Origin of the sequence: Polynucleobacter sp. AP-Reno-20A-A9 (assembly GCF_018882085.1) — a bacterium.
Classification (GTDB): domain Bacteria; phylum Pseudomonadota; class Gammaproteobacteria; order Burkholderiales; family Burkholderiaceae; genus Polynucleobacter.
This window is the reverse complement of record NZ_JACVPB010000001.1, coordinates 224,795-240,653: the sequence shown is the minus strand read 5'-3', so window position 1 is coordinate 240,653 and position 15,859 is coordinate 224,795. Positions and strand designations below refer to the sequence as shown.

Below are 15,859 nucleotides of genomic sequence, written 5' to 3'. Positions count from 1 at the left end.
CGTTTATGACAAATATTTATTAGTATTTTTACTAATTTTTCTAACTATTTTGGGGTCATTTTGGTGCGTAATTTTTAGCCCTTTTATACAAAGGCTAAAAAAGTAAGCGTACGCTCACATACAAAAACAAGGCTATCGAGATCTTAGGCCAAAAGGCAGCTTCTCAGAAGAAATGCCTGTCTCTTTTTGGAACTTTTTCCAATCAAAATACATTCCAGGATCGGTTTTGCGATCAGGCGCAATGTCGCTGTGTCCGGCAAATTGCAAATGAGGATATGTGGCTGCCAATTTCTGAATGAGATTTGACAAGACTTGATACTGAGCAGCTTCAAATGGCGAATCTCCATCCCCCTCCATTTCAATCCCAATTGAAAAGTCGTTGCACTTTTCCCTACCAAGAAATGATGAAACGCCAGCGTGCCAAGCCTTGTTGTGTGTAGAGACAAACTGAATTAATTCTCCGGAGCGAGCAATCAAAAAATGGCTAGATACTTTTTGATCAGCAATCTCTGTAAAGTAAGGATGCGCGCTAGGGTCCAGCTTATTTTGAAAAAAATCAACAATATGCTGACTAGACGCTTGATTTCTGAACTCGCCTGGCGGAAGACTGATGTGATGGATCACCACCAAATCGGGGGCAACGTTTTCCGGTCTCACATCTTGATTGGGAGAAATGCGCCAGCGCGCATCACCTATCCAACCTTCGGAATCCAAAGTCTGCAGATGTTCTTTAGAGCAATAAAAACGGTCGTCACAAGTTAAAACTTCCGACTTGGGTAGATGCACTTTGCAATACTGACATTGCACCATTGCCTCGGGCGCAGTAGGCTGCTCAGGCTCATTTTTATTGGGTTTTCGAGAGTTTTCTGCATTGAGCTTGGCCTGCTTCTTACCCTTAATCCACAGATAAAAAAGGCCAGCACCTGCAAACAATAGAAGCCACTTAAACAATGGTTAAGCTCTCTGAAGAATCACTTCAACTACAAAGCGACTGCCAACGTAGGCAAGTAATAAAGCGGTATAAGCACTTAATACCCAACGAATAGCTGCTCTGCCACGCAGCCCCACTCGCCAACGAGCAATCAAAAGACCGGCAAACAAAAACCAGGAGACCAAAGCAAAAATGGTTTTGTGATCAAACACCAAAGGTTTGCCAAACAGGGTTTGCGAAAAGAGTAGGCCTGAGAAGACCGTCAAACTCAGAAGCGCAAAACCAACATAGAGCAAATTAAATAAAAGACTTTCCATTGTCATTAATGGAGGCAGATCCTCCAGCCAATGAGCAAGGCGGCCATTCGGAATCATTGCCAACTGACGATGCAAAGCACGATCTTGAACGCTCATGAGCATGGCATGCATCGCTGCTAGACTCAGCAAGCCGACTGAAACAGTAGCCACTACGAAGTGGCCTTTAAACCAAGGATCCGAAACCGCCTTAGGTGAAATCAAGGTTCCCGGAAAAACAGTTGGCAGAAATGCGCATATGAGCGCAAACATTAATGCCATCCAACGTAAGCTCGAGATAGGTAAAAACCAAGATTGAAACCAATAAAAGGCCAGGCCAACCCAAGCAATCAAAGACAAATCCTGTGCAAACCCAAATACAAAACCCTGGGGAGTGAATACAGAATCATGCAATTGCACCCCATGAATCACCAAAATCACAAAAATTGCAGTCTGCACCAGAGCGCTTGAGAGCCCAGACTCCACGCCGCGCTTGGCTTTGAAGCTCAAAACCAGCAAAAGCACCAAATAAAGTACGGAAGGAAGCCATCCGTAACTTGAGTAACCTAAAATATCCATCTGGAAAGTCTAATCGATAAATGCTAGAAAACCTCACCGACCGTCTATCACGCGTTGTTAAAACAATGCGGGGGCAGGCCCGCCTCACCGAAGCCAATACCGCAGAAATGCTGCGGGAAATCCGTTTAGCCCTATTGGAAGCTGACGTAGCTCTGCCAGTAGTCAAGTCTTTGCTGGAACAAATTAAATTTAAAGCCCTTGGCGAGGAAGTGGTTGGAAGCCTTAGTCCTGGACAAGCCCTAGTTGGCGTAGTTCAACGTGAGCTTGCCCAAGTCATGACGGGCGACACCAATCAAAGCGGCGAACTCAATCTAGCAACTCAGCCTCCTGCGGTGATCTTGATGGCCGGCTTACAAGGTGCGGGCAAAACGACATCTGTCGGCAAACTCGCTAAGTGGCTGCAAGAGAAAAAGAAAAAGAAAGTTCTGACTGTTTCTTGTGACGTCTATCGTCCGGCTGCGATTGAGCAATTAGAGACGGTGACTAAACAAGTTGGCGCCGAATTTTTCCCGAGCGACATTAGTCAAAAACCAAATGACATCGCCGTTGCTGCCCTGGATTGGGCACGCCGCCATTACTTTGATGTGGTCATTGTGGATACCGCAGGACGTCTCGGTATTGATGAAGCCCTCATGCAAGAAATCAAAACCTTGCATGCCAGCCTCAATCCAATCGAAACCTTATTCGTAGTCGACGCCATGCTGGGACAAGATGCCGTTAATACCGCTAAAGCCTTCCACGATGCCCTGCCGCTAACTGGTGTAATCCTCACCAAGCTAGATGGCGACTCGCGCGGTGGTGCGGCGCTTTCAGTACGTCAAGTAACAGGTGTACCGCTCAAATTTATCGGCGTCGCCGAGAAGATGGATGGTCTAGAGGCATTTGATGCCGAACGTATGGCCAACCGCATCTTGGGCATGGGCGATATCCTGGCTCTGGTTGAGCAAGCTCAACAACACGTTGACGTTGCCAAAGCAGAAAAATTAGCCAGCAAGATTTCTAAAGGCGGTTTTGATCTGGAAGATTTCCGCGATCAACTTATGCAAATGCAAAAGATGGGTGGCATGGCTAGCCTGATGGATAAGTTGCCTAGCCAAATGGCACAAGCGGCCTCCAAAGCCAATCTCAGTAATGCGGATAAACAAACCACGCGCATGCGCGGGATTATCGACAGCATGACCCCTCGCGAGCGCAGAAAACCTGAGTTACTCAAGGCCAGTCGTAAGCGTCGCATTGCTGCGGGATCTGGAGTGGAAGTGCAAGAAGTGAATCGCTTACTTGCTCAGTTTGAGCAAATGCAAACCATGATGAAGCAATTCAAAGGTGGAAAAATGGCGCGCACCATGGCTACCATGGCCGCAAAAGGAGCCGCCAAGGGTATTGGCGGGCTCTTCAAAAAATAATTAATTAACTAAGATTTTTGCTGCTTGAACTGCAGCAATCACTTTTGCTTTGATGTCGCCAAGCGGAATGTTCTGAGATTCAACATCCGTACGACCCTTAAATTCCACTTGAGAATCTGCCAAGCCGCGATCACCAATCACAACACGGAATGGCGCTCCAATCAACTCCCAGTCAGCAAACATCGCTCCTGGGCGTTCATTGCGATCATCCAGAATCACATCAATGCCAGCAGCTAACAGCTCGTCATGCAACTGATCGCATGCCGCTTTAACCGCCTCTGATTTCTCGTAACCCATCGGGCAAATCACCACCTCGAATGGCGCCATGGAGATTGGCCAGATAATGCCCTTCTCGTCATGGCCCTGCTCAATTGCAGCGCCAAGCAAACGAGTAACACCAATACCGTAACAACCCATCACCATCGGCTGAGCTTTCCCCTGTTGATCCAAGTAAGTGCAACCCATCGCCTCTGAATAACGTGTACCCAATTGGAATACGTGACCCACTTCAATCCCACGACAAATATCAACAGTACCTTTGCCATCTGGAGAAGGATCGCCAATCACTGCGTTACGAATATCCAACACCAAGGGCTCAGGCAAATCACGACCCCAGTTGACACCAGTCAAGTGATGACCAGCATCATTGGCGCCACAGACAAAGTCAGCCATATTAGCAACGGTACGATCAGCAACAACAGTCACGCCAGCACTCACTCCAACAGGGCCCAAATAACCTGCCGGCGCATTACAAGCTTGTTTGATTTCTACTTCAGTAGCAAAGCGTGATTCCGCCATACCCGGAATTTTGCTCGCTTTGACTTCGTTAAGCTCATGGTCACCGCGCACCAACAACATAAAGAGTTTTGCTGGCCCCTCTTCTTGATCGGCAGCAAACAGCAAAGACTTCACAGTGCTCTCAAGAGGAATATTTAAGAACTTCGCTACATCTGCGCAATTTGTCTTATCAGGCGTTGGCACCTTCGTCATTACCTGGGTCGCGGCAGCACGAGCAGCTATTAAAGCTAAAGACTCGGCCGCTTCTAAATTAGCCGCGTAATCAGAGCTAGGACAATACACAATCGCATCTTCACCAGTATCAGCAATCACGTGAAACTCTTGACTGCCAGAGCCACCAATCGCGCCATTGTCTGCGGTTACTGCACGGAACTGAAGACCCATACGCTTAAAGATGCGGGTATAAGCATCAAACATGATTTGATAGGATTTCTTGAGACCCTCAACATCGCGATCAAATGAGTAAGCATCTTTCATGCTGAATTCGCGACCACGCATGATGCCGAAACGTGGGCGACGCTCATCACGGAACTTGGTTTGAATTTGATAAAAATTGATTGGCAGTTGTTTGTAACTCTTCACTTCATTACGAGCCAAATCAGTAATGACTTCTTCGGAAGTTGGTTGAATCAAAAAATCACGATCATGGCGATCTTTGATACGCAGCAACTCTGGTCCCATTTTTTCCCAACGACCAGTTTCTTGCCATAATTCAGCAGGCTGAATCATTGGCATTAGCAATTCAATTGCGCCAGCACGATTCATTTCCTCGCGAATGATGTTTTCAACTTTGCGGATCACCTTTAAACCCAGCGGCAAATAGTTGTAAATGCCTGCGCTGAGCTTACGAATTAAACCTGCACGCACCATGAGTTTGTGCGAAACCACCTCAGCGTCGGAGGGGGCTTCTTTTAGCGTGGCGAGAAATGATTGTGAGGCTTTCATGTATGGATATAATCAAATCGTTGATTTTAAAGGATTTGAGGCACGATCATGCTTGACCGTGAAGGGTATCGCCCGAATGTCGGCATTGTCCTCCTCAACAGCCGTAACGAGGTTTTCTGGGGAAAACGCGTTGGGCAGCATTCGTGGCAGTTCCCGCAGGGCGGGATTCAGCATGGTGAAAGCCCTGAACAGGCTATGTACCGCGAATTGCAAGAGGAGGTTGGCTTACTGCCGGAGCATGTCCAAATTATTGGACGCACCAGGGATTGGCTTCGCTACGATGTCCCTGAGGAATACTTGCGCCGTCAACATGCCACTAGGGTCCACAGGGCTGCGTATCGCGGACAAAAACAAATTTGGTTTCTCTTGCGTCTAGTGGGCCTAGATAGCGATATCCAACTACGCGCTTCTGAACATCCTGAATTCGATGCCTGGCGCTGGGTACCATTCTGGATTCAGCTAGACGCCGTCATTGGCTTTAAACGTGAAGTTTATCAACTCGCGCTTTCAGAATTAGCGCGTTTCCTATCCCGTGGCATGCGTATGCAGCAGCTTGCCTGGGGATCTCCTCTTGATTTAATTCAGTCTTTTTACGGTGGTACTCACGAACACTCGAAAGATGGCAACCCAAACGACCAATCCACATGACCAATTCCCTAAAGCGCCTTTACCTCTCGTGCTGCACCGCAATCCTTGGCCTAACATTGTCTGCATGCGGTGGAGATGCGCTCATTAGTGGCGTAGATCCTTTTGCACCCATGGTGTTTAAAGAAGGGACAACTGCCATGCCCCTGAACCCCCCAAACCAGTCTACCCTAGTACCCTTTTACGTTTCTCAACGCACCATCTTTAAATTTGCCGTGGATACCGATTCGATATTGATTGGCGCAGATGGCGTCACACGATATATCGTTGTTATTAGCAGTCCAAGCGGAAGCCAACAAACTCAATACGAAGGTATTCGCTGTGATTCATTTCAGTGGCGTCTCTATGGCACCCTAGAGAGCGGTGTTTGGAAAGAAAATCCTTTGGGTAGCTGGAAAAATATTCAAAGCGATATACCCAATCGCTATCAGGCCTCATTAGCTCAAGGCGCTTTTTGCAACTTTAGCAATCAAGAAAAGAATATCAAAACCATCTTGCATTCTCTAAACCCAAATGGATTTATTGGTGGGCAAAAGCCAACCAATTCAAACGGTATTCAATAAAAATTTGAGGTCTGTTTACTTGACACTTACTGAGCGCTCAAGTGGGTCCCTATTTTCTCGCCTGCCATTAAGCGGGTAAGCACATGGGGTTCGCGCCCAGAGGCAATCACTGTTGCCGCACCAGTTTGCACGGCAATCTTTGCTGCTAGCACCTTAGTCAACATGCCGCCCTTACTGAGCTCACTAGCAGCACCGCCTGCCATTTTTTCTAAAGCAGGATCTCCTGCAATGGCATCAGCAAGCAATGTGGCATTTGGATTTTGACGTGGATCTGCAGTAAAGAGGCCGCCTTGGTCAGTCAAAATCACCAAAAGATCTGCATGAATTAAATTGGTTACTAAAGCAGCAAGGCTATCGTTATCGCCGAATTTAATTTCATCGGTTACTACTGTGTCATTCTCATTGATGATAGGAACTACACCCAACTTCAACAAAGTATCGAGGGTAGCTCTAGCATTGGCATTACGTTCAGCGTCAGCCAGGTCTGCATTGGTTAGTAAGACCTGAGCACTGCGGAGATTAAAGCGCGCAAAACAGCTTTCATAAACCTGAACTAAACCCATTTGACCAACTGCCGCAGCGGCTTGAAGTTGGTGAATTTCTTGCGGGCGCTTCGTCCAACCCAGACGCTGCATGCCTTCAGCAATAGCACCTGAGCTCACCATCAATACCTCATGACCAGCTTTTAATAGCCCAGCCATTTGCTCAGCCCACATCGCAATCGCAGCATGATCTAAGCCTTCACCGTTATTGGTGACTAGGCTAGATCCTACTTTGACAACAATCCGTTGAGTTTTTTTAGCGTTCATGGCAAAAGGCGAATGGAATATTTAATCTGGTTTTTTGTCTTCTAGCTGATCTTGATAACGCGGATCTTGAGCACGCTCATCAGCATCATCTCGGTCACGACGTACAGAATCTAAATAATCTTGCAAAGAATAGCAAAGCTTGTCGCACCCTAGGCCTGTTAAGGCTGAGATCTCAAAGACTGGGCCTTTCCACTTGAAGCGCTTTATAAAGTCTGCAACCACTTGCTTGCGATCTTCTTCAGGAATCATGTCTACTTTATTCAAGACTAGCCAACGCGGCTTCTCAACCAAAGCTTCATCATACTTACGCAATTCATTCACAATCGCTACAGCATCTGCCACTGGATCAATATTTGCATCAAATGGAGCAATATCGACCAAATGCAGCAATACACCTGTACGTTGTAAATGGCGTAAAAAGCGATGGCCCAAACCAGCACCTTCAGCAGCACCTTCAATCAAACCAGGAATATCGGCAATCACAAAACTGCGCTCAGCACCCACACGCACCACGCCCAAATTTGGATGCAATGTAGTAAATGGATAATCCGCAATCTTTGGACGCGCATTCGAAACTGCCGTAATCAAAGTGGATTTGCCCGCATTAGGCATGCCCAACAAACCGACATCGGCCAATACCTTTAATTCAAGCTTCAGCTTGCGACGTTCACCTTCTTTGCCATTCGTCTTTTGACGTGGCGCTCTATTCGTACTGCTCTTAAAGTGAATATTGCCCCAACCACCAACACCACCCTGCGCCAAACAAAGGCGTTCGCCATGCGTAGTTAAGTCAGCGATTGGCTCACCAGTTTCATAGTCAGCAATGATTGTGCCCACCGGCATCCGTAACTCAATATCGTCACCCGCTCGGCCATAGCAATCGGCGCCACGACCAGGCTCACCATTTTTCGCAGTGTGTGTTTTTGCGTAGCGGTAATCAATCAAGGTATTAATGTTGCGATCAGCTATTGCCCAGACGCTGCCGCCTTTGCCGCCGTCACCACCATCAGGACCGCCAAATTCAATGAACTTTTCGCGGCGCATAGAGGCGCTCCCGGCGCCACCTTGCCCGGCAATCACTTCGATACGTGCTTCGTCTATAAATTTCATGAATAAAAAAGGCCTCGCTTAGCGAGGCCTGTTCCTAAGAGTTAAATTCGGAATAAATCTGAATCAAACGTGTCTCAGTCAGGCGCCTTATGAACGAGGCAAGACTGAAACTTGGGCCTTCTTCATAGCACCCTTAACGCCGAATTCCACTTGTCCGTCAATCAAGGCAAACAAAGTGTGATCTTTACCAATACCAACGTTAGCACCTGGATGAACACGTGTGCCACGTTGACGAATGATGATGCTGCCAGCATTAATATGCTCGCCGCCAAATACCTTAACGCCTAAGCGTTTCGATTCTGAGTCGCGGCCATTTCGTGTTGAGCCGCCGCCTTTTTTCTGTGCCATATCTTTCTCCTACCCTGAATTAGGCTTTAATCGTGTTGATCAAAATTTCAGTGAAATTCTGACGATGGCCTTGGTGCTTTTGATAATGCTTGCGACGGCGCATCTTAAAGATTGTCACTTTATCGTGACGTCCCTGGGAGACGACAGTGGCCATCACAGCTGCACCATTAACCAATGGATCACCCAATTTGAGTGAAGCGCCTTCGCCAACGGCGAGGACTTGGTCAAGAGTGATTTCGCTGCCGATTTCCGCTGGTATCTGTTCTATTTTCAATTTTTCGCCTGCAGCAACTTTATATTGTTTGCCACCGGTTTTTATGACCGCGTACATGGTTTGAAACCTCAATTAATATCTACATTTAAGCTAATCCACCCTGGACCAGCTAAGCCCATTATTATATCTTGCATGCCCAGCACTGTCAAAATCAATGACTTAAGCCAAATCCTGGCCCCAATTGCCTTAGATTTCAAGGCCTTAGATGAGGTTATCCGTCAGCGTTTGGCCTCAAAAGTCGCCTTAATTGACCAAATCTCGACCTATATCATCCAGGCCGGGGGTAAACGGGTCAGACCAGCCTTATTGATGCTAGTGGCCAAAGCCTTAGCCAATGGCAAAGAAACACCCCATACCCTAGAAATGTCGGCTGTAGTCGAATTCATCCACACCGCCACCCTGCTTCATGATGATGTGGTCGATGAGTCCACCCTGAGAAGAGGTCGAGAGACTGCCAATGCGGCTTTTGGCAATGCTGCCAGTGTTTTAGTGGGCGACTTCTTGTATTCCAGAGCCTTCCAAATGATGGTTGGCCCAAATGACCTCCGTGTCATGCAAATTTTGTCAGATGCAACCAATACGATTGCCGAAGGCGAAGTTTTGCAACTTCTCAATATGAATGACCCAGAAGTAGATGAAGCGAGTTATCTGCAGGTCATTCGCTACAAGACAGCGAAGCTCTTTGAAGCCTCTACTGAACTAGGCGCCATTCTAGCGAATGCTACCGAAGCACAAAGCGAACAAGCCGCTGCATTTGGACGTCATATCGGTACCGCTTTTCAGTTGATGGATGACTTGCTTGACTACACTGCCAACGCTGCACAAATGGGAAAAAATGCTGGTGATGATTTACGCGAAGGTAAGCCTACGCTCCCACTGATTTACTTGTTAGAAAATGGCAGCAACGAAGAGCACCTTCTAGTGCGGGCGGCAATCGAGCAAAACCAAGATTTACCAGACGATGTATTTGCACAAATCCTTGCCGCCGTCCAAAACTCTGGCGCTCTTGATTACACCCAGGCAGCTGCAAAGCGTGAGGCAGACCTTGCTTTAGCTTGCCTCAAAGACTTCCCGGAAAACGAAGCCAGTACTGCGCTTAAAGCCCTGTGCGCATACTCTCTCACGAGACAGACTTAAGCCCCCAAAGTATTTACTCGGAGTTCACGTGCGGTAATTCGCACTTGCTCTGCCTCTTCACGTAAGCGTGCAATTTCTTGCGGTGATAACTTCTCTAGATTGGAATAATCTAATTTCCATGAAGGGTCAGACGACCATCGTAATGGCGATTGAACTGTAGTACGCGGTGCAGGAGCTAACTCCAGAAGCCGCAAAGCTAACTCAAAATTAAGATCTTGCGAAGGGGTATCGTTGGGTTTTGCAGCCGCATTACCTAGTGGAAAATCACTAAACAAAAGTCGTGGCACTCCGCAATACTCAATAATGTCTTTAGCGGCACCCATCACTACCGTTGAAATTCCTGCAGCCTCTAAATAACGCGCCAATAAACTTTGGCTCTGATGACATATCGGGCAGTTTGGAATTAATACCACCATATCCACACCATCAGTTTTTAACATCTCTAAAATACGAGGCGCGTCAATCTCCAATGTATGGCGCTGACTCCGATTAGTCGGCAGGCCATAGAAGTTTGCTGAAAGCCCACCCATTCTTCCAGCTGCAACCGCTCGTTTAGCGGCGTCCAGCGGGAACCAACAATGGATATCTTCCATATTGGCATTCTTGCGATCAACCCCCACATGGGCAATTCGTAGATCGACACTTCCTTCGATGGATTGTTGGTAGGGTTGATAAAACTTGGCTGCAGCATTGTAAGGAGCGCCCTGCCCTTGAGGCCCTTTACCAGGATCATGAGGAACTGCTGTAGTGATCAGGCCCAATACTGACTGACCAAGTGGCTTTTTCAGAGGGCTAAATGGCACATCAATATAGTGAGCCCATACATAAGGATTCTCATAACCCAAACCCAAGTAGTAACTGCGGGTGCGCTCTATATAGCGAATCGGCTGATCCTGTTCTGGTGCAAATACGAGCTCAGAAGTCTTAGACATCAATACATCCCTGTAAGATATTGCATATTAAATATTTAACATCATAGGATCCCATTATGGCTCAGTGGCTTAGATTTCAGCATCAAGAAAAAAGTGGTTTAGGGCAATTGCAGGGCGACCAAATCGCAGTGTATGAGGGTGATTTATTTAAAGGGCCCAAGGCCACCGGTGAAACCCTCAAGCTGGCTGACGTAATAATTGATATCCCATGCACACCCTCCAAGATGGTTGCCATGGTTGATAACTTTCATGCGTTGGTAACTAAGCTTGAACATGCTGTACCCACTGAGCCCTTGTACTTCCTTAAAGGGAACAACTCTTTCTTGGCAGCAAATCAAGTTATTCGCACACCCAAGTCCTACTCCGGAAAAGTCGTTTACGAAGGAGAGCTTGGCATTGTGATTGGTAAGCGCTGTCATGAGGTCGATGAGGCAGAAGCAGCTAACGCGATATTTGGCTACACCTGCATCAACGATGTCACCGCCATTGAAATCCTTAATCGCGATCCTGGTTATGCACAGTGGACTCGCTCAAAGAGTTTTAACACCTTCGGCGTATTTGGCCCTTACATCACTACCGATGTAGATCCAAGCAAGCTAACAATCAAAACTATTCTCAATGATCAAGAGCGTCAAAACTATCCGATTGCGGATATGATTTTCCCACCCGCAAAATTAGTGAGTCTGATTTCCCAAGACGTACCCCTTGAAGCTGGCGACATCATTGCTTGCGGCACTTCCGTTGGCGTTGGGTCTATGAAGCCTGGTAGCAATGTCAGCATCATTATTGACGGTGTTGGACAACTGGATAATCGTTTCGAATAATTTCTAGCACCACAAAACAAAAACCCTTGCTATGTTGAGTAGCAAGGGTTTTTTATTTCAAGAAACTGTAGATTTTTAGTAGCCTGATACTGATGGCAATGCCAAACTACCTTTAGATGCCTGGACATTTTCATCCAAGTATTTGGTCAAAGCAAATACAGTATTTAAGCAAGGTGTTGGAGTTTGAGTGATCTTGCCCAACTCAATCACCGATCCTAACAAAGCATCAATCTCCAAGCTACGGCCCGCTTCCAAGTCTTGCAACATCGAGGTTTTGTGCTTACCTACCTTTTCAGCGCCAGCGATACGACGCTCAATATCCACACGGAAAGTCACACCCAACTTCTCAGCAATCGTCTGCGCTTCAGCCATCATGTTGCGCGCTAACTCTTTAGTTAAGGGGTATTGGCAGATACCTTCCAAGGTGCCATGCGTCAGCGAGCTGATTGGATTGAAGGTCATATTGCCCCAAAGCTTGAGCCAAATTTCAGAACGGATGTCATCCAAAATGGGGGACTTAAATCCAGCAGCGCCCATCATCTCCGACATCTTCTGAATGCGCTCAGTAGTCTTGCCATCCAATTCACCTAATGGAAAGCGATTACCTTCAACGTGACGAATCACGCCAGGAGCTTGAGTGAAGGTTGCTGGATAGACAACGCAACCAATAATGTTGTCTGGGTTAATGGCGTTCTTAGCGACACCACCAGCATCTACTGTTTCTACTGAGTGATCTTGATACTCACCGCTCAACTTCTGGAAATACCACCAAGGAATTCCATTCTGCATTGGGATCAAAATGGTTTCGGGACCCATGATGGCTGCCAAATCATCGATGATCGGCTCCACTTGATGAGCCTTCACTGCAACAATCACAACGTCAGGAGTCTCAGCATCGCGAATTTTTTCTACTGCTTTAACTTGCGCAACCAAAGGCTCTGGTTGGTCATCCATAATTAAAGCTAGGCCACGCTCTTTAATTGCGGCCAATGTAGCACCACGCGCAACAACCGTTACCTCATTGCCCGCTCGCGCCAACATGACAGCTAAGTAGCCGCCAATAGCGCCACCCCCGCCGATCACACAGATTTTCATAACAACTCCATAAGAATAAAAAATTTTGTATTACTGTCATATTAGATGAGATCATTTTGCGGTGCAATATTTTCTTAGTTGCGTCATTTTTAATCAAAGCGCGCCCTAAACCGCTTTTAATGAGTCTTTTGGTACCAGGCTACCTAAAATCATGCCGGCAATGCTGGCAAATAGACCAGCTAGTTGGGGCGGCATAATGGCATTCGGAGCCAAAATCTCGCAACTAATCCAGATCGTCAAGCCTCCAACTACAGCCAATAATCCCCCTAGGGAGTTTGCTCTAGGCCAATAGACCCCAAACGCCAGCGGCACAAATGCGGCAACCAGTGTCACTTTATAAGCGCTCTCCACCATCTTAAAAATAGAAAGCTCCGAATTCACCGCAAAGAAGGTGACCACTACAGCAAAACACAAAACCGTAATCCGCATGACCTTCAATAAATCCTGATCAGATAAATGCTTGAAAAAACCTCGCACAATATTTTCAGCAAACGTTACTGATGGCGCCAATAAGGTAGCACTGGCACAACTCTTAATGGCCGAAAGGAGAGCGCCAAAAAACATCACCTGAGCAATAAGCGGTGCGTGGTTGAGGATGAGTTTGGGCAAAATCATCTGCGGATCAGTGGAAAGATATTCCTTTACCAAATCCGGGCTAATCAAAGTTGCTGAATAAGCCAAATACATGGGCACAAAAGCAAAAATAAAATAGAGCACACCACCTAGCAAAGCTGCTTGGACGGCAATATTGACATTCTTAGATGAAGTAATCCGCTGAAAGACATCTTGCTGCGGAATAGATCCCAGCATCATGGTGCACAAGGCGGCAACGAAGCCCAAGATTGAGGCTAAATTCATATCAGGCCAGAAGTTGCTAAATTGGCCAGCAGCGGCTGCATGCTCAATCACTACACCAATACCACCAGTCTGTGAGGTCATCTCACCGCCGATGTAGAGCATGCCGATCACGATGATGATCATCTGAATGAAGTCTGTAATGGCCACCGACCACATCCCGCCAAATAGGGTGTATATCAATACGCTAGCAGCGCCAATCATCATGCCACCTGTTTGAGAAATACTTCCTTCGGAGACAACATTAAATACCAGACCCAGGGCTTTAATTTGCGCAGCAACCCAACCCAAATAAGAAACAACAATGCACAGGGTTACCAAAACCTCAACCGTACGGCCATACTTCTCGCGAAAAAAATCACCGATAGTCAGCATGCGGCGGTTATAAAGATGGCGAGCAAAAAAGAGTCCCACCAAGATTAAACACAGAGAGGAGCCAAATGGATCTGCAACTACGCCCCCCAAGCCCTCTTTTAGAAAGGTGGCCGGAATTCCTAAAACAGTTTCAGAACCAAACCAAGTAGCAAATACAGTAGCGGTCACGATTGGCAGAGGAAGGCTATGACCAGCCGCAGCAAAGTCAGCAGTATTTTTGACTCTTAGGGCTGCCCATAAGCCAATGCCCACTGAGATGACCCAGTAAATAATGACAAACCAAATTAGCACGCCTGAATACTCCTTGTGAAATTTGGTGAAATTATATGGCTATGTCACTTTTGATAGTTAGTAAAAAGCACGCATTTGAATCACTCCAAATCGAGCATTGGTCTGACATAATTCAAGAGTGAGAACACCAGAACAAACCCCAATATTGAATCCAACCAACGATCTGACCTACCAAAAGGCCATTCTGGGATCCGTCTCACGTACTTTTGCCCTCACCATCCCACTGCTACCCCCAAGCATCGAGAAGGTGGTAGGCAATACCTATTTGCTGTGTCGCATTATTGACACCATCGAGGATGCCGCAGATTTAAGCGCACAAAGCAAACAATCTCTTTCAGCACTATTTTTGGATGCGGTACTTGAAAAGGCACCTGTTGAGGCATTTGTTACGCCCTGCCTGAATGCATTAAAAAATTACAGCAATCAAGATGAGTTGGATTTAATTTCACATACACCGACTGTTCTGCGAATTTTGCATACCTGCTCTACCCACGATCAAGCAGCAGTCAGTCGTTGTGTTTCCATCATGTCTGAGGGCATGTCTTTTTTCCATGAAAGACAAAACCAAGCGGGCCTTCAAGATCTTGCTGAGTTTGAACACTATTGCTATGTCGTGGCTGGCGTAGTTGGCGAACTACTAACAACCATCTTTAGCAATCATTCCCAGGCCTTTAAAGAAAAAATGGCAGGTCATGATGATTTGGCAATCGCATTTGGTCAGGCGCTGCAAATGACCAATATCCTCAAAGACTCCCCGGAGGATAAGGCCCGCGGCGTCTCCTGGAAGCCGATCAATGTTAGTCATGAAGCGCTTCTCAAACTTGCCTATCAAAAGCTCCAAGATTCACTGAATTACATTCAATTGATTCCGAAACAGGAACAGGGCATGAGACGTTTTTGCTTTTTGGCTTTTGGTTTAGCGGTCATGACTCTGTCGAAGATTGCAGATCGGAAAGAATTCGATAGCAAAGATGAAGTAAAGCTTTCCAGAAGCACCGTCATGAGTTTCTACGGCTTTACAAAATGGGCCGTTAAAAGCGACATGGTGATGAAGACTTTTTTCAGTCTTAGTAGCAGATCACTCGCTAAATAAGTAAACCTATACAGCGCCCTCATGCCGTAAAAGCCAGAGCTTAATTTGGCGATATAAACCTGGGGAGTTTTCTTTCATAAAACCACCAATACCTTGGGCTGATACTACTCGGTGGCAAGGTGCGATTAAGGGGTAGGGATTGGCGCCATACGCAGTACCCACTGCACGCGCCCCACTCTGAATCTTCTTCGCCAATTCACCATAGGTTCTTGTTTGTCCGGCGGGTATATCTTGAATGCTAGCCCACACTTTTCTTTGATGTTCAGTACCCGCAGGTTTTGTGGGTAAGTCAAATTGCCAATGGGAATCCTGGAAGTACGCCTTGCACTGTCGCGCAACCTCTTTGGCTAACTGATTCTGTGGGACGATTAAAGCGGCATTAGCGGGCAAATAATCAATTCTAGAAAGCATCAGACTGCCCTCAACCATTTCCGTAAAAATGCCCAAACACCCAAAAGGGGCCGCAATAACGCAGTAGTTAGCGCTATTTGAGCTCAAAGCGGTTGATGAGGAAGCCATATAAAGCGATTCTCACATAAATAAACAAGAGGGATGACAG

General features: G+C 46.8%; 15 protein-coding genes and 2 pseudogenes. 6 read left to right on the top strand and 11 right to left on the bottom strand.

Annotation, left to right across the window (positions count from 1 at the left end; translation table 11 throughout):
• Positions 1-132: 132 nt before the first annotated feature.
• Together ampD and ICN39_RS01270 are read right to left on the bottom strand one after the other, a co-directional pair.
• Positions 133-933, bottom strand: a complete 801-nt coding sequence (gene ampD, locus ICN39_RS01275) for a 1,6-anhydro-N-acetylmuramyl-L-alanine amidase AmpD (RefSeq protein ID WP_255532244.1) — start codon at positions 931-933, stop codon at positions 133-135.
• A gap of 21 nt (positions 934-954) precedes the next feature.
• On the bottom strand, positions 955-1,803 hold the full coding sequence (locus ICN39_RS01270) for an inner membrane protein YpjD (protein ID WP_216232321.1): 849 nt from the start codon (positions 1,801-1,803) through the stop codon (positions 955-957).
• Between the two features lie 20 nt (positions 1,804-1,823).
• On the opposite strand from ICN39_RS01270, the gene ffh reads away from it, so the two are divergent.
• Entirely contained in the window at positions 1,824-3,206 is a 1,383-nt protein-coding gene (ffh, locus tag ICN39_RS01265; RefSeq protein ID WP_216232320.1) for a signal recognition particle protein, read from the top strand.
• On the opposite strand, the gene ICN39_RS01260 is transcribed toward ffh, so the two are convergent.
• Entirely contained in the window at positions 3,207-4,949 is a 1,743-nt protein-coding gene (locus tag ICN39_RS01260; RefSeq protein ID WP_216232319.1) for a proline--tRNA ligase, read from the bottom strand.
• A gap of 48 nt (positions 4,950-4,997) precedes the next feature.
• On the opposite strand from ICN39_RS01260, the pseudogene ICN39_RS01255 reads away from it, so the two are divergent.
• A pseudogene (locus ICN39_RS01255) lies at positions 4,998-5,582 on the top strand (RNA pyrophosphohydrolase); the annotation flags it as partial.
• Positions 5,583-5,593: 11 nt separating this feature from the next.
• Positions 5,594-6,157 carry a CNP1-like family protein gene (locus tag ICN39_RS01250; RefSeq protein WP_216232317.1) on the top strand — a complete coding sequence of 188 codons (564 nt, stop codon included), beginning with the start codon at positions 5,594-5,596 and terminating at the stop codon, positions 6,155-6,157.
• Between the two features lie 29 nt (positions 6,158-6,186).
• On the opposite strand, the pseudogene proB reads toward ICN39_RS01250, so the two are convergent.
• The 4 genes and pseudogenes from proB to rplU form a co-directional block, all read right to left on the bottom strand.
• Positions 6,187-6,966, bottom strand: a pseudogene (gene proB, locus ICN39_RS01245) (glutamate 5-kinase); the annotation flags it as partial.
• A gap of 21 nt (positions 6,967-6,987) precedes the next feature.
• The gene (gene obgE / locus ICN39_RS01240; protein WP_215358947.1) at positions 6,988-8,076 is read right to left on the bottom strand and encodes a GTPase ObgE; all 1,089 of its coding nucleotides are present in this window, start codon (positions 8,074-8,076) and stop codon (positions 6,988-6,990) included.
• A gap of 87 nt (positions 8,077-8,163) precedes the next feature.
• Positions 8,164-8,424 (bottom strand): 50S ribosomal protein L27, encoded by a 261-nt coding sequence (rpmA, locus tag ICN39_RS01235; protein ID WP_215362556.1) that lies wholly within the window; start codon positions 8,422-8,424, stop codon positions 8,164-8,166.
• Between the two features lie 19 nt (positions 8,425-8,443).
• Positions 8,444-8,755: a 50S ribosomal protein L21 gene (gene rplU, locus ICN39_RS01230; protein ID WP_011902040.1), complete on the bottom strand. Its 312-nt coding sequence runs from the start codon at positions 8,753-8,755 to the stop codon at positions 8,444-8,446.
• Positions 8,756-8,830: 75 nt separating this feature from the next.
• On the opposite strand from rplU, the gene ICN39_RS01225 reads away from it, so the two are divergent.
• A complete protein-coding gene (locus ICN39_RS01225) occupies positions 8,831-9,835 on the top strand; it encodes a polyprenyl synthetase family protein (protein WP_216232315.1) in 1,005 nt (334 codons plus the stop codon).
• Here the strand turns inward: ICN39_RS01225 and ICN39_RS01220 are convergent.
• Positions 9,832-10,767, bottom strand: coding sequence for a glycine/betaine/sarcosine/D-proline family reductase selenoprotein B (locus tag ICN39_RS01220; protein WP_216232314.1), 936 nt, complete (start codon positions 10,765-10,767; stop codon positions 9,832-9,834). The genes ICN39_RS01225 and ICN39_RS01220 overlap by 4 nt on opposite strands.
• A 56-nt stretch (positions 10,768-10,823) precedes the next feature.
• Here ICN39_RS01220 and ICN39_RS01215 point away from each other — a divergent pair, with 56 nt between their 5' ends.
• The gene (locus tag ICN39_RS01215) at positions 10,824-11,591 is read left to right on the top strand and encodes a fumarylacetoacetate hydrolase family protein (protein WP_216232313.1); all 768 of its coding nucleotides are present in this window, start codon (positions 10,824-10,826) and stop codon (positions 11,589-11,591) included.
• A gap of 75 nt (positions 11,592-11,666) precedes the next feature.
• Here the strand turns inward: ICN39_RS01215 and ICN39_RS01210 are convergent, their stop codons facing one another.
• Together ICN39_RS01210 and ICN39_RS01205 are read right to left on the bottom strand one after the other, a co-directional pair.
• Entirely contained in the window at positions 11,667-12,686 is a 1,020-nt protein-coding gene (locus tag ICN39_RS01210) for a 2-dehydropantoate 2-reductase (RefSeq protein ID WP_216232312.1), read from the bottom strand.
• Between the two features lie 105 nt (positions 12,687-12,791).
• Positions 12,792-14,207: a sodium:solute symporter family protein gene (locus tag ICN39_RS01205; protein WP_216232311.1), complete on the bottom strand. Its 1,416-nt coding sequence runs from the start codon at positions 14,205-14,207 to the stop codon at positions 12,792-12,794.
• Between the two features lie 118 nt (positions 14,208-14,325).
• Between ICN39_RS01205 and ICN39_RS01200 the strand changes: the two genes are divergently transcribed.
• A complete protein-coding gene (locus ICN39_RS01200; protein ID WP_216232310.1) occupies positions 14,326-15,300 on the top strand; it encodes a squalene/phytoene synthase family protein in 975 nt (324 codons plus the stop codon).
• A gap of 6 nt (positions 15,301-15,306) precedes the next feature.
• On the opposite strand, the gene ICN39_RS01195 is transcribed toward ICN39_RS01200, so the two are convergent.
• Positions 15,307-15,819 (bottom strand): methylated-DNA--[protein]-cysteine S-methyltransferase, encoded by a 513-nt coding sequence (locus ICN39_RS01195; protein ID WP_216232309.1) that lies wholly within the window; start codon positions 15,817-15,819, stop codon positions 15,307-15,309.
• Between the last annotated feature and the right edge of the window lie 40 nt (positions 15,820-15,859).

Excerpts from the sequence above, each read along its gene's own strand:
- ICN39_RS01270 (WP_216232321.1), bottom strand. The coding sequence starts at position 1,803 with ATGGATATTTTAGGTTACTCAAGTTACGGATGGCTTCCTTCCGTACTT.
- ffh (WP_216232320.1), top strand. The coding sequence starts at position 1,824 with ATGCTAGAAAACCTCACCGACCGTCTATCACGCGTTGTTAAAACAATG.
- ICN39_RS01260 (WP_216232319.1), bottom strand. The coding sequence starts at position 4,949 with ATGAAAGCCTCACAATCATTTCTCGCCACGCTAAAAGAAGCCCCCTCC.
- ICN39_RS01250 (WP_216232317.1), top strand. The coding sequence starts at position 5,594 with ATGACCAATTCCCTAAAGCGCCTTTACCTCTCGTGCTGCACCGCAATC.
- obgE (WP_215358947.1), bottom strand. The coding sequence starts at position 8,076 with ATGAAATTTATAGACGAAGCACGTATCGAAGTGATTGCCGGGCAAGGT.
- rpmA (WP_215362556.1), bottom strand. The coding sequence starts at position 8,424 with ATGGCACAGAAAAAAGGCGGCGGCTCAACACGAAATGGCCGCGACTCA.
- rplU (WP_011902040.1), bottom strand. The coding sequence starts at position 8,755 with ATGTACGCGGTCATAAAAACCGGTGGCAAACAATATAAAGTTGCTGCA.
- ICN39_RS01225 (WP_216232315.1), top strand. The coding sequence starts at position 8,831 with ATGCCCAGCACTGTCAAAATCAATGACTTAAGCCAAATCCTGGCCCCA.
- ICN39_RS01220 (WP_216232314.1), bottom strand. The coding sequence starts at position 10,767 with ATGTCTAAGACTTCTGAGCTCGTATTTGCACCAGAACAGGATCAGCCG.
- ICN39_RS01215 (WP_216232313.1), top strand. The coding sequence starts at position 10,824 with ATGGCTCAGTGGCTTAGATTTCAGCATCAAGAAAAAAGTGGTTTAGGG.
- ICN39_RS01210 (WP_216232312.1), bottom strand. The coding sequence starts at position 12,686 with ATGAAAATCTGTGTGATCGGCGGGGGTGGCGCTATTGGCGGCTACTTA.
- ICN39_RS01195 (WP_216232309.1), bottom strand. The coding sequence starts at position 15,819 with ATGGCTTCCTCATCAACCGCTTTGAGCTCAAATAGCGCTAACTACTGC.